14 protein-coding genes are annotated in these 12,796 nt (G+C 55.5%); 9 read left to right on the top strand and 5 right to left on the bottom strand.

From position 1 onward, the window contains the following. The first annotated feature begins 53 nt into the window (after positions 1-53). The 5 genes from ACR0B3_RS20745 to ACR0B3_RS20725 all read left to right on the top strand — a co-directional run bounded on the left by ACR0B3_RS20745 (position 54) and on the right by ACR0B3_RS20725 (position 2,862). The gene (locus ACR0B3_RS20745) at positions 54-533 is read left to right on the top strand and encodes a UPF0262 family protein (RefSeq protein WP_480810706.1); all 480 of its coding nucleotides are present in this window, start codon (positions 54-56) and stop codon (positions 531-533) included. 3 nt (positions 534-536) lie between these two features. Then, positions 537-989 (top strand): arsenate-mycothiol transferase ArsC, encoded by a 453-nt coding sequence (locus tag ACR0B3_RS20740; RefSeq protein WP_480810705.1) that lies wholly within the window; start codon positions 537-539, stop codon positions 987-989. Between the two features lie 2 nt (positions 990-991). Continuing rightward, the gene (locus tag ACR0B3_RS20735) at positions 992-1,390 is read left to right on the top strand and encodes a ketosteroid isomerase-related protein (RefSeq protein ID WP_480810704.1); all 399 of its coding nucleotides are present in this window, start codon (positions 992-994) and stop codon (positions 1,388-1,390) included. Then, positions 1,383-1,976 carry a GNAT family N-acetyltransferase gene (locus tag ACR0B3_RS20730; RefSeq protein ID WP_480810703.1) on the top strand — a complete coding sequence of 198 codons (594 nt, stop codon included), beginning with the start codon at positions 1,383-1,385 and terminating at the stop codon, positions 1,974-1,976. Before ACR0B3_RS20735 ends, ACR0B3_RS20730 begins: the two co-directional genes overlap by 8 nt. A gap of 94 nt (positions 1,977-2,070) precedes the next feature. Next, entirely contained in the window at positions 2,071-2,862 is a 792-nt protein-coding gene (locus ACR0B3_RS20725) for a hypothetical protein (protein WP_480810702.1), read from the top strand. Positions 2,863-2,941: 79 nt separating this feature from the next. Here ACR0B3_RS20725 and ACR0B3_RS20720 read toward each other — a convergent pair whose 3' ends face one another. After that, a complete protein-coding gene (locus tag ACR0B3_RS20720; RefSeq protein ID WP_480810701.1) occupies positions 2,942-3,715 on the bottom strand; it encodes a FadR/GntR family transcriptional regulator in 774 nt (257 codons plus the stop codon). A gap of 330 nt (positions 3,716-4,045) precedes the next feature. Between ACR0B3_RS20720 and ACR0B3_RS20715 the strand changes: the two genes are divergently transcribed. From ACR0B3_RS20715 to dld, 3 genes are all read left to right on the top strand, one after another. Further along, positions 4,046-5,098: a TRAP transporter substrate-binding protein gene (locus ACR0B3_RS20715; RefSeq protein WP_480535483.1), complete on the top strand. Its 1,053-nt coding sequence runs from the start codon at positions 4,046-4,048 to the stop codon at positions 5,096-5,098. 128 nt (positions 5,099-5,226) lie between these two features. Next, on the top strand, positions 5,227-7,293 hold the full coding sequence (locus ACR0B3_RS20710) for a TRAP transporter large permease subunit (RefSeq protein WP_480810700.1): 2,067 nt from the start codon (positions 5,227-5,229) through the stop codon (positions 7,291-7,293). A 14-nt stretch (positions 7,294-7,307) separates the two neighbouring features. Then, positions 7,308-8,990 (top strand): D-lactate dehydrogenase, encoded by a 1,683-nt coding sequence (dld, locus tag ACR0B3_RS20705; protein WP_480810699.1) that lies wholly within the window; start codon positions 7,308-7,310, stop codon positions 8,988-8,990. Between the two features lie 27 nt (positions 8,991-9,017). Here dld and ACR0B3_RS20700 read toward each other — a convergent pair whose 3' ends face one another. After that, a complete protein-coding gene (locus tag ACR0B3_RS20700) occupies positions 9,018-9,641 on the bottom strand; it encodes a DnaJ domain-containing protein (RefSeq protein ID WP_010441101.1) in 624 nt (207 codons plus the stop codon). A 107-nt stretch (positions 9,642-9,748) separates the two neighbouring features. Between ACR0B3_RS20700 and ACR0B3_RS20695 the strand changes: the two genes are divergently transcribed. Further along, entirely contained in the window at positions 9,749-10,003 is a 255-nt protein-coding gene (locus tag ACR0B3_RS20695) for a BolA family protein (RefSeq protein WP_480810698.1), read from the top strand. A gap of 464 nt (positions 10,004-10,467) precedes the next feature. On the opposite strand, the gene ACR0B3_RS20690 is transcribed toward ACR0B3_RS20695, so the two are convergent. The 3 genes from ACR0B3_RS20690 to ACR0B3_RS20680 form a co-directional block, all read right to left on the bottom strand. Next, positions 10,468-10,986, bottom strand: a complete 519-nt coding sequence (locus tag ACR0B3_RS20690; protein ID WP_480810697.1) for an N-acetyltransferase family protein — start codon at positions 10,984-10,986, stop codon at positions 10,468-10,470. Then, on the bottom strand, positions 10,983-11,537 hold the full coding sequence (locus ACR0B3_RS20685) for a helix-turn-helix domain-containing protein (protein WP_480810696.1): 555 nt from the start codon (positions 11,535-11,537) through the stop codon (positions 10,983-10,985). Before ACR0B3_RS20685 ends, ACR0B3_RS20690 begins: the two co-directional genes overlap by 4 nt. Before the next feature lie 117 nt (positions 11,538-11,654). Next, positions 11,655-12,671 (bottom strand): Fe(3+) ABC transporter substrate-binding protein, encoded by a 1,017-nt coding sequence (locus ACR0B3_RS20680; protein WP_480810695.1) that lies wholly within the window; start codon positions 12,669-12,671, stop codon positions 11,655-11,657. Between the last annotated feature and the right edge of the window lie 125 nt (positions 12,672-12,796).

The following is a 12,796-nucleotide window of genomic DNA, read 5'->3' as shown; positions in this document are numbered from 1 at the left end:
ATTGAAATCCATTGTTATAGGTCTGTGCAGACGCAAGGATTGTGACCGTTAAGATGACCCGTATCTCGCATATCGAACTGGATGACCGAAACCTGCCTCCGCCGACACCGGAGATTGAGCAAGAGCGTAAGGTTGCCATCTATGATCTGCTTGAGGAGAACTCGTTCGCCTTGCCAGTGCGCGACGACCGAGCAATCCCGGATGGTCCTTATCATCTACAACTTTCGATCCGCGACAAACGGCTGGTCTTTGACATCGAAACTGAGGCCAGCGAAAAAGCGGCCGAGTTTCACTTGTCGCTGGGGCCGTTCCGTCAAGTAGTCAAAGACTATTTCCAGATTTGCGAGAGCTATTTCAACGCGGTGAAGAATCTACCGCCCAGCCAGATCGAAACCATCGACATGGCCCGGCGCGGTATTCACAATGAAGGCAGCCGCGTGTTGCAGGAACGACTGGAAGGCAAAGCCGAGGTTGATACAGATACCGCCCGCCGCCTCTTCACGCTGATCTGCGTGCTGCATTTCGGAGGCTAACGGGTGACGCCTCTGCCGCAGTCGATCCTGTTCTGTTGCGACCATAATTCGGTTCGGTCCCCGATGGCCGAAGGCATCATGAAGAAATTCTATGGCACCGGCACATATGTCCAATCCGCCGGAGTACATAGCGATCTTGAGATTGACGGCTTTTGCATCGCGGTCTGTCACGAGATTGATGTCGAGTTGTCCCGCCACCGCAGTCGGTCCTTCGACGAAATGGAGGAATGGGGGGATGACCTCAGCTCATTTGACTTGATCGTCGCACTTTCGCCAGCAAGCCAACGTCGGGCGTTGGAACTGACCCGGATTTTTCACCTGGATGTCGATTATTGGCCAATAATGGACCCTACTGGATTAGGCGAGACGCGCGAAGAAAAGCTACGTCACTATCGACAAACCCGCGATCAGATCATCGCGCATCTGAAGGACCGCTGGGGCGAACCAACGGAGTGATCATGAACCCGACCGTCAAAACCTATTTCGATGCCTTCAATACGGGTGATGTGGAGGGCATGCTGGCCTGTCTGTCCGATGATGTGGCCCACCACGTGAACGAAGGGCAAATCCGCGTGGGCAAAGAGAAATTTGCGGCCTTCTGCGCGCATATGAACCGCTGCTACCGTGAAAACCTGACCGATATCGTGGTTTTCGAGGCCGAAGGTGGCGCCCGAGCTGCCGCCGAATTCATCGTCAACGGCACCTATCTGGAGACTGACGAGGGCCTTCCGGAAGCGCGTGGTCAAACCTATCGCCTGCCAGCGGGTTCGTTCTTTGACCTCAAGGATGGCAAGATCACCCGCGTAACCACATTCTATAATCTTGCTGACTGGACCAAACAGGTTTCGAATGGCTGAGGTGGCGCAGGTTCGCGCGCTCACCGGATCGGCGTTGGTTGATGCGTTGGACGATGTGGCGCGCCTGCGGATCAATGTATTTCACGCCTGGCCCTATCTCTATGATGGTGATTTGGAGTATGAGCGCAAATACCTGCAGTCTTACATAGATAGTGACAGGGCAATTGTCGTTGGGGCGTTTGACGCAGACACATTGGTTGGTGCTTCGACCGGAGCCCCCCTTGAGGATCACGCAGAGGATTTCGCCGCTGCTTTTGAAGGCTCTGGCCTGAGGCTAAGCGATATATTCTATTGCGCGGAATCTGTTCTGCTGCCGCAATATCGCGGACAAGGTGTGGGTCATGCGTTCTTTGATCAACGAGAAGCCCAAGCTCGTGCATTGGGTTTTACCAAGTGCACGTTTTGCAGCGTAGTACGCCCTGATGACCATCCCATGCGGCCCGATCATTATCGCCCATTGGACGGTTTTTGGCGCGCGCGCGGATATGAGCCTCTGCCTGGCGTCGTGGCGCAATTCTCGTGGAAAGACCGGGGCAATGATGGCGAGACTTTGAAACCGCTACAATTCTGGATCCGGGATTTATAGGACGCGCGCTCTCTGTGAAAAACGGTGATGCCTTTTGTTTAGGTAACGCTCTGATCGGGACATATTGGCCAAATTTGCCCAAAACACCCCATGATTGTATGGTTTGGCTATATTCAATAGCGCGTATTCTTGGGGAAATTTGATGAAATCTGCTTTCAACCGCCTGATGCTGGCCTTGGTGCCGCTGGCTCTGATCTCCGGCTGTGCTTACGAAAACAGAGCCTTCAATGCTGAACAGGCCATATTGGCGAATACATCCGGCGATGAAGTTAAGCACGCGATAACTGTTGGGGGTGCCTTCAAATCACCTCCTGAAACATTTCAATCCAGCAGCGTTTTGCTGGATCGCGATCCCATTCGCACCGCGTATTATGCCCTTCAGCTTTCTGATGCCTACAAGCGGCTGGGCGATGAAGCAGCCCGTAATCGGGATCTGACCGCGGCGGCACTGATCACGGTTGCCGGTGGTGCAGCGCTGGGAAGTGCGGCTTCGATTTCAGGGAAAGACCTGGCATTGGTTCTTGCTGGTGGGGCCTTGATCAATGAGGGTGCAAAATACGTGAATCCGAACAGCGCGGCGCAGGCGTTCTATATCGCGTCGGAGTCAATGGCATGTGCAAGTACCGCTATCGCTGCTCATGTGACCAAAGATACCCCGCCTAGTGTTCGAGTGACCTCCTTAACGCTGTGGTACATTCGGAAGATCGAGGTGCTATTGCGCGCATCATTGAAACGCGATGTTCCAGATTGGGATACTTTGCTGGAAGATCTCGGTCTAAAGGGGCGTGCCGGAGGCGCTTCGGTCGAATCGACCGCAAACGGGGTAGATCTTGAAGCTTTGGAAGCAGACTTGAAAAAATGTCTTAGACGCGAGCCAGTTGAGTGAGCAAAGTCAAGACTCAGCATCCTGAGCTTGTGGCGACTTTCCGAGGTTCATTGGTTGCCGTGACTTTCCCCTCGATGCCTCAGGTCGAAAACTGCCGCCGTTTTGCCGCTCGGATTTCGCGGGCCTGCTGTTCCTGACCGATACGGAAAGACGACTCGACAAAATCCATATGGCGTCGGGCGGCTGCTTCGGCGCGGTCTGGGTCACCGTCGATGATGGCCTGCGCGATTTCTTTGTGTTGCTCGAGAAGCACCTCTCCGGTGCCATCCATCATGCGCAGAAATCGGCGGTTATAGAACACACCCTGGCGGGTGAGGTCATAAATCGATGCCATCATATGGATCAGCGTCGTGTTCTGGCTCGCATCGGCAACGGCGGCATGGAGCCGGATATCAGCCTCTTCACTGGCATCCTGATCGTCATTTTCCCATGCTTTCTGCATATCCTCGATGATTTCCGCGATACGCTCCTTGTCTGATTGCGTTGCCCGCTGCGCTGCCAGGCGACTGGCAAAGGCCTCTTGTTCGCGCCGATATTCAAGATAGTCGTAGAATGCAGTGCCATGGCGCGCATATAGCGACAGCAGGGCAGGGGACATCGCCCGACCAGTAAGCGCTGCGATAAACGTGCCTTCACCATGGCGCACCGTCACCAGTCCGCGATTTTCGAGGGTTTGAAGCGCTTCGCGCAATTTCGGTCGCGATACGCCTAGTGCTTCTGCGAGTTCTCTTTCAGAGGGGATTTTTCGACCCTCTTTCAAGATGCCGTCCACAATCATGGTCTCGATCTGAGCAACAACGGCGTCAGCAATTGATTCGTGACCTACAGGGTCAAAAAGACTGTTTTCGCTCATAATACTTGTCCGAGGGTTGATGTGGTGTGTGAATGAGTTGTTTATAAAGTTTACCACTTTGCCTCAGTATTGCAAGGAGTTCTACCCAAAAATACGGATGCCATATTTTCACGTAACTATTTGTTAAGAATAGATTACAGAAAATTCCGCTGAATTTATCCTTTGAAAATGCCCGCCCTCTGTCTAGTGCTCAGCCAAATCGCTTCACATAAAGTGGTAAATAAAGTTGTTGACTGAATAGTGTGGTCAATAATATTTACCACCCAGGCCGTTCACACGGCAAAAGCTGCAGCCAGATCGTTGGCTGATCTTTACCTTGGAGGAGAAATCATGAAGACCACCCTAACATCGCTCGCCGTTGCGGCCTCACTGCTGGCAGCTCCGGTTGCCCATGCCGCAGACAAGATGCTTCTGAAAACACCGATCGCGTTTTCGACCGCTCTGCCGGGCCTCGGCTCGCCGATCCCGCGCGTGGCCGAGCAGCTGGACCTGATGTCCGGCGGCACGCTGAAGATGAAGGTGTATGAGCCCGGCAAGCTGGTCCCGCCCTTTGAAATTCTGGATGCGGTGTCTTCTGGCAAGATCAACTCGGGCTACACCACCGCCGGTTACTGGGCGGGCAAAATTCCCGCCGCGCCGCTGTTCTCGGCCGTTCCGTTTGGTCCTGAGGCGGGCGAATACATGGCGTGGCTGTATTACGGCAATGGCATGAGCCTGTATCAGGAGATGTATGATCAGGCGGGTTTCAACGTCCATGTCATCCCCTGCGCGATCATCGCCCCCGAAACTTCGGGCTGGTTCGCGAATGAGATCAACAGCCCTGAAGACCTGAACGGCCTAAAGATGCGCTTCTTTGGTCTGGGCGGTGAAGTGATGCAGAAGCTGGGTGTGGCCACGTCGCTGCTGCCTGGCGGCGAGATCTTCCCGGCGCTGGAAAAAGGCGCGATTGACGCGACCGAATTCTCGATGCCTGCGATCGACGCGCGTCTCGGCTTCCACAAGCTGGTCAAGTACAACTACTTCCCCGGCTGGCACCAGCAAGCGACCGTCTTCGAGCTGATGATCAACAAGGACGTCTGGAACGAAGCCAGCGATCAGCACAAGGCGATCATCGAAAACGCATGCAAGGCCTCGATGGCCGACAGCTTCGCCGAAGGTGAGGCAATCCAACACGCAGCCCTGCTGGATAACGTTGAAAACAACGGCGTCCAGATCAAGCAGTGGAATGATGAAATGCTGTCGACCTTCCGGGCGACTTGGGAAGAAGTGGCCGCTGAACAGGCCGCCAATGACGAATTCTTCGCCAAGGTTCTGGCCGACATGACCGAGTTCCGCGACGGTTATGCGGTCTGGAAAGAGAACGCATTCCTCCCTCGCAAGTAAATTAGTCACTTGCGATTGTCCGGGGGCGGCTTCCTTCCGCCGTCCTCGGACAGCACTGATTTTCTCCATTTTCACAATCATTCCGGGCGCATTCACGTCCCCACCGCCAAACTCTTGAGGAGGAGACAATGGCCGATAAACAGCGTCATCAGGACGACCCGATTGAAGTCTATGAAAGCATCCTTGAGCATGGCGAGCCCGATCGCCAGCAACTAGCCGTTACCATCGACAATGGCGTCAAGGCGGTGGGCCATGTGGTCATGTGGGCCAATCTGCTACTGGTCGCGGCCATCGTTTCGCAAGTGGCGATGCGCTATCTGCTGAACCAGAACTACCCCAAACTGGATGAAATTCAGTGGCATTTCTACGGGCTGGTGACCATGGTTGGCATCTCGTATGCCTTGGTCACCGACAGCCATGTGCGGGTCGACCTGCTGCATATGCAGCTCAGCCAGCGCGCGCGGCGGATCATTGAGATCATCGGAATCTTCACCCTGCTTGTGCCATTCATCTATCTGATGATCGATCAGGGGTATGACTATTTCTACGAAAGCTGGAGGGTCAACGAATCCTCGGACAGCCCCACAGGTCTGCCCGCACGTTGGGCCCTGAAAGGCGTGATCCCGGCCAGTTTCATTCTGCTGGCTCTGGCGGCGGGTGCTCGGCTGATCCATGACATCCATGCCCTGTTCATGAATTTGGATGAAGAGCGTCAGGGCAAGGGTCTGCGCCTGATTATCTGGGCTTTGCTGGGCTTTGCCGTGGTGGCGACCGCGCTGACTTTCCTCGTTGAAACGACTGAGGAAAAGCTGGTCATCGCCATGTTCCTGACCTTTATCGCGCTGCTCTTCACCGGTTTCCCGGTGGCGTGGACGCTGGCCGGGGTCGGGGTGGCCTATTGTGGACTGGCCTATTTGTTCGACAACGGCATGATGAACTGGACCGGGCTTGAGGAAACTCTGACCGGTCTGGATTATTTGACGCTGGGCGCGGTGGTGAACCGGGTCTATGCCACCATGTCCAACGCGGTTCTGGTGGCCTTGCCAATGTTCATCTTCATGGGCCTGATGCTGGACGAATCCGGTGTGGCCGAGCGGCTGATGTCCTCAATGCAGCGCCTGTTCGGCACGGTACGCGGCGGTCTGGCGATCACGGTGACAATGATCGGTATCATCCTGGCCGCCTCAACTGGCATTATCGGAGCCTCGGTGGTGCTGCTGGGCGTGCTGTCTCTGCCCTCGATGATGGAGCAGAAATACAGCCCCTCTTTGGCCGCTGGTGTGGTCAGCGCTTCGGGTACTCTGGGCATCTTGATCCCACCATCGATTATGCTGGTAATCATGGCCGATCAAATGGCGCTGTCGGTTGGGGATCTGTTCATGGCGGCCGTCTTTCCCGGTGTGATCATTGGCGCGCTGTACTTGACCTACATCTTTGTCATCGCCCTGATCAAACGCGACGTGGCCCCGGTGCCCGAAGGTGCAAAGCGCCCCGACTGGGCTGCCGTCAAGGATGTGCTGATCGCCGTTCTACCGACGCTGGCGCTGATCCTCGCCGTTCTGGGCTCGATCTTCGCAGGCCTGACTACTCCGACCGAAGCCTCGGGCGTGGGCGCGCTGGGGGCCACGCTGCTGGCGCTTGGCTATCGCAAGCTGACGCTGGCGAAACTGGTGAATGTGCTGAAAGCCACATTCAACACCACCGCCTATATCTTTGCGATCTTTCTGGGTGCGACCGTGTTCTCGTATGTCTTGCGCGAACTGGGTGGTGATGCGCTGATCGAGGATATGATCCACGGTACTGGGCTTGGCCCCAATGGCACCGTCTTTATGATCCTATTCATCGTTTTCCTGCTGGGCTTTGTGCTGGACTGGATCGAGATCACACTGATCGTCCTGCCCCTGATGCGCCCCATTGTGAATGGGTTGGGTCTGGATATCGACGGCTTTGGTGTCATCGATGAGCCCGCGCTGGTGTGGTTCGTGATCCTTGTCGCGGTGACTTTGCAGACGTCATTCCTGACACCGCCTGTTGGTTTTGCGCTATTCTACCTGAAAGGGGTCTGCCCGCCTGAGATCAAGTTGACCGATATCTACAAAGGCATCATTCCATTTGTGATCCTGCAACTGACCGGTCTGTTCTTTGTCTTCCTCTGGCCACAACTGGCCACGTGGTTGCCCTCGGTCGCGTATTAACGGAGGGTTGCAGGATGACCGATGCCGATCTGATCAAGCGCCTACAGGCGATTTGCGGGCGGCGGCACGTGCTGACCTCGGCAAGCAGCACCCGGCGGTTTCGCCGGGGGTTCCGATCGGGCGAAGGCGATGCGCTGGCGGTGGTTCAACCCGCCACGCTGCTGGAACAATGGCAGGTGCTGCAAGCCTGCGTTGCCGCCGATAAAATCGTCATCATGCAGGCCGCCAATACCGGCTTGACCGAGGGGTCTACGCCCAAAGGTCACTATGACCGCGATGTGGTGCTGATCAACACACGACGGATGGATGACCTTCACCTAATCAATGAAGGCAAACAAGTGATCAGTTTTCCCGGCAGCACTCTGTTTGCGCTGGAGAAACTGCTGGCGCCCATCGGACGGCAACCCCATTCCGTGATCGGATCCTCGTGCATCGGCGCATCGGTCGTCGGTGGCGTGTGCAACAATTCGGGCGGCTCACTAGTCGAACGTGGCCCCTCTTATACTGAGCTGTCCCTGTATGCCCGCATCACGCTGGATGGTCAGCTTGAGTTGGTCAACCATCTGGGCTTGCAGTTGGGGGATACGCCTGAGGAAATTCTGACCCGCCTGCAGAACGGCGATTTCTCGGAAACGGATATCGAGACGGACAACCGCAAAGCCTCTGATACAGATTACGCGCGCCGGGTGCGCAATGTTGACGCCGATACTCCGGCCCGTTTCAACGCTGATAAGTCCCGTCTGTACGAAGCCGCAGGATGTGCGGGCAAACTGGCTGTCTTCGCCGTCCGGCTGGACACCTACCCCAAGAATGATAGCGAACGCACTTTCTATGTTGGTGCCGAAAACACCGGTGCCTTGACCGAGCTGCGCCGCCGCATCCTGTCGGGTTTCAAGACGTTGCCGGTCAGTGCCGAATACATGCATGAAGAGATTTTTGATATCTCGGATCGCTACGGCAAAGATACAATGGTGATGATCGACAAGCTGGGCACCGACCGATTGCCCACCTTCTTTGCGCTAAAAGGCACAGTAGATGCGCGGTTGGAAAACATACCGGGTCTTCGCAATTTCACGGATCGGTTCATGCAGTTTGCAATGCGTTTCTGGCCCGATATCCTGCCGCGCCGAATGCGTGCCTATCGTGAACGGTATCCGCACCACCTGATCCTAAAGATGCGCGATGGCGGCATCGACGAAGCGCGCGATTTGCTCAATGAATTGACAGCAGATGACAAACTGGATTTTTTCGAATGCGACCCGCGTGAGGCCAAGATCGCCGGGTTACATCGCTTTGCCGCCGCGGGTGCGGCCATCCGTTATATGAATGTTCATGCCTCAGAAGTCGAAGATATCATCGCGCTGGATATCGCGCTGCGCCGAAATGACAGTGACTGGTTCGAGGAATTGCCTGCCGAGATCGCGGACCAGTTGGTCAGCAAGCTCTACTATGGCCATTTCATGTGCCATGTGCTGCATCAGGACTACGTCGTAAAAAAAGGGGCGGACCCTAAGACGTTGAAGAGCGCGATGTTAGAGTTGCTGGATAAACGCGGTGCCGAATACCCGGCCGAACATAATGTCGGCCATCTCTATGCGGCGAAACCCGATCTGGCAGCGTTTTATAAGTCGGTCGATCCCACGAACAGCATGAATCCGGGCATCGGCAAGATGTCCCGTAACAAGCACTATTCGTAACCAAGGTTAGGCGGCAGCCGTTTGGCTTTACTTAAAGCTGCGGCTGTCCTTGATCTGATCCCAGGCCCAGACGACCTCTTGCAATTGCTCTTCCTGTGACCGGTCGCCGCCGTTCATATCCGGGTGCAGCACCTTGATCAGCTTTTTATAGGCCTTGCGAATCTCGGCTTTCGACCAGCTGTCCTGCGCTTCGAGAATCTCGATCGCGCGGCGCTCAGTGGGGGGCAGGCGGCGGCCGCCGGAATTGGCGCGGCCCGGGTTCTTGGTGGCGTTTTCTCCCAGCACCTGATGCGGGTCTTCAATGCCCAGACGTGCCCAGGCGCGGGCTTCAGGATCGCCCATCGGTTTGGTCTCACGCTCCCAAACCTTATCCTTCGAGCGTTGCGCGTTCAGCTCAGCCTCGGTGGTGCCGTCGAAGAAGTTCCATTTCTGGTTATATTCGCGCACATGCTGCTGACAGAACCAGAAAAAGTCATCCAGCACGTCCGGCGCTTTGGGTGCGCGGAATTTTCCAGCCTCTTCGCAACCCTCATGGTCGCAGATTCGCACCGAGGTTTCGGAGGCACCGGACATGCCCCGACGCCCGCGCGGCTTCTTTTTCTTTGCGCTGGATACGGACATATCGAATCCAAAGGGATCTGACTTTACCATCTGCTCAACCTCACGAACGCATCTTTTCGACTCGGAGGCAGCAGTTTAATCTAAGCAGCCGAAAGTAGAAGAGGGGGACGGCAATTTATTTGCCGTTGAGCACAAAAATGAGCGTGACTGACGAAATCCGTGACCGATTGCAGGCCGCCTTTGATCCGCTTGAGCTGGAGGTGGTGGACGATAGCGAAAGTCACCGAGGACATGCCGGGTATCAGGAAGGTGGTGAAAGCCATTTCAACGTGCGCATCCGTGCCGCATCGTTTGAAGGCCAGTCCCGCGTTGCCCGCCATCGCATGGTACACAAAGCGCTGGGCGATATCGTGCCGCGCATTCATGCGCTGGCGCTGGATATCGATACCTGAGGTCGCAGGGTCCGCGTGCGTAAGGGGTGCAACCGGTGGGCATCGGGTGAAACGCGACAACCCCGGCAGAATTATTCGTCCGAGACCACACCATGCGGATATCGGTTCCGGTATTTTGATCGAGTTGCATCAACAGGTATTCGAAGCCTCGTTGTCAACCAAGCCAGTCGGCAAAGGCCTTGGGCTTGGCCTGACAACTGCGAGGGTAACTAAACTGACCCTGAGTAATATTACAGAAATCTGACGTTCTGCAGGCGATAAACATCAGCACACATATGCATTTTCACGTGACCTTTGCGCGACAAAGCACGTTGGAGTTAAATGATTGTTGGGGGGCTTAGAATTGACATGCCTGTTGCGTGCCTGCTTGAAGAGATTGATCCTGATCCTTCGGCGCCAACCTTTATCAAGACCGCGCATGGGATCATATACCGCTTGGCCACGAACGCATGAGAGTTGGTCGGTCAAACCACTTCCTTGAACATGTAGGTGGTGGGTTCCAATCGCTTCTCGAACGGGTTGCGGCAATAGTTTGGGATTTCTCCGGCAATTTGAAAACCCATGGACTGATAGAGCAGGCGCGAGGGGTCGCTGCTGCGGGTATCCAGCACAAGTGTTGTTCGCTTCAATTCCCGCGCCCGGTTTTCAAGCGCCTCCATTAGCGCTCGGCCTAAACCACGACGTCGCGCCTGCGGATGGACCAACAGCTTTGCCACATCCGCGCGATGGGGTTGATTTGGCATTAACGCAGGGATCAGTTGGACCGTGCCAAGTATACGCCCTTCGCCATAGGCGACGAAAAGCTCTAGGCCACCCGCCTTGAGATCAGGTCGCACGCGGTGCTGCCAATAAGCGCGGGCTTCGTTTTGTGAAAACGGAAGGATAAAACCGATGCTGGCCCCGGTATGAACGCAGCTGTGCAGAATGTCGGTCAGATCCTGCAGAGCCTCGTCGAAATATGCCGCAGACAGCCGTGTTATCATATCAACACCAGAAGATAGCGGGCGCCGCGTTTGGGCCCGGTCTCGAATCGCGTGGGTCCAGAAAGATGATAGCGCAGGCAATCACCACCGCTCAGCACGTGATCAACGCCATCTACCGTGAGCGTCAGAATGCCATCCAACATGATCAGGTGATGTTCTTGCCCGGGCTTGGGCGGGGTGTCATAGGTGATGATGGTTTCGGGGGGCAGATGCCCTTCCATCACTTCTCCGCTGAGGCCGGTTGCAGGCGGGGATACCGACCGGCGCGTAAAGCCGCTTTCGGGATCATGCCATTCCGGCTGTTTCTCAAAAGGAACTTTCGGGTCGAAGCTGTCTTCGACCATCATCAACAGGCGCGACATGGGCAAGCCGTAGGCCGCGCACAGACGGCCAAGGGTTTCAGCGGTTGGGCTGACGTCGCCGTTTTCCAATCGTGACAGGGTGGCCCGACTGATCTTGCTTTGATCTGCAAGTCGTTCCAGCGACCAGCCGCGACGTTGGCGCAGGTCGTTCAGGCGTTTGGCGAGGCGGTTTGAAAGTGTATCTAGCATTGATCACATATGGGAATCAGTCTCATATAAGGGATCATTGGTTAAAATTGTTTCGTCAGCAACAAAAAAGAGGCGCAGAAAATCCACGCCCCTCAACTGCTCGATAGATTGGAAGTCCTACTTCCAGCCAACCTCGTTAAAGATTTTCTGCGCTTCAGGGATGTTCTTAGCGACCTCGGACAGGTTCACTTCATCCGCTTTAAATTCACCCAGGGCCGCAACGTTGTCAGCCAGCGCAACACCTTCAACCGCAGGAAACTCATCGTTCCCGTTCGAGAAATAGACCTGCGCCTGATCGCTTGCGAGATACTCGAGGAACTTGATGGCATTCTCTTTGTTCGGCGCATTGGCTGCGACACCTGCACCCGACAGGTTCATATGCGCACCCTCTGCGTCTTGTGCCGGGAATTGCAGGCCGATCATTTCGATATCAGAGCTCAGGCCTTTGACGTCTTTGCGCATAGCGCGGGCAAAGTAGTATGAGTTCGACACTGCGATCTCGCACTCACCCGAGACGATGCCGCGTAGCTGGTCAGTGTCGCCGCCTTGCGGTTCGCGCGCCATGTTGGCGACAATACCCTGGGCCCAATTCTTGGCTTCTTCAGCGCCGTGATTGGTGATAATCGAAGCCAAAAGTGTCTGGTTATATGTGTTGCTGGACGAGCGGATGCAGATCAGACCCTCATATTCGGGCTTGGCCAGATCAAGATAGGTTGCGGGCGGGTTGGAAACCTCGGCCTTGTCGAAAAAGATGATCCGCGCGCGCTGCGAAAAGCCGTACCACTGGTTGTCTTCGTCTTGCAGGTTCGCCGGGATGCGCTCTTCCAGTACAGCGCTTTCGACCGGTTGCAGGATGCCAGCGTTCTTAGCACGGGCAAGACGTGATGTGTCGACTGTCAGAAGAATGTCAGCGGGTGAGTTTGCGCCTTCGGCCTCCATCCGCGCGATCAGCTCATCCGCTTTGCCTTCGATGCGGTTGATGGTGATGCCGGTGGCCTCTTCGAAGTCAGAATACAGGCGCTCGTCCGTGTCGTAGTGGCGCGACGAATACAGGTTCAGTTCTCCGTCGGCGGCGGCCGATGTGGCGATCAGAGCCGTCAGCGCGGCGGCAATACATGTGGAGGATTTCAGCATGATGTGTCCCAGCTTTAGAATTCATTGCGGGTGATTTCCCGACTGAAATAGTCAATTAGACAATTTCACGAGAGATGCAAGCAATTCCGACAAAATTACTTGGTCAAATTGTCGCCGACCGGTTT

Source organism: Ruegeria sp. CE9 (assembly GCF_056537425.1).
The sequence above is the reverse complement of the archived record's forward strand: the minus strand, read 5'-3'. Positions and strand labels throughout refer to the sequence as shown.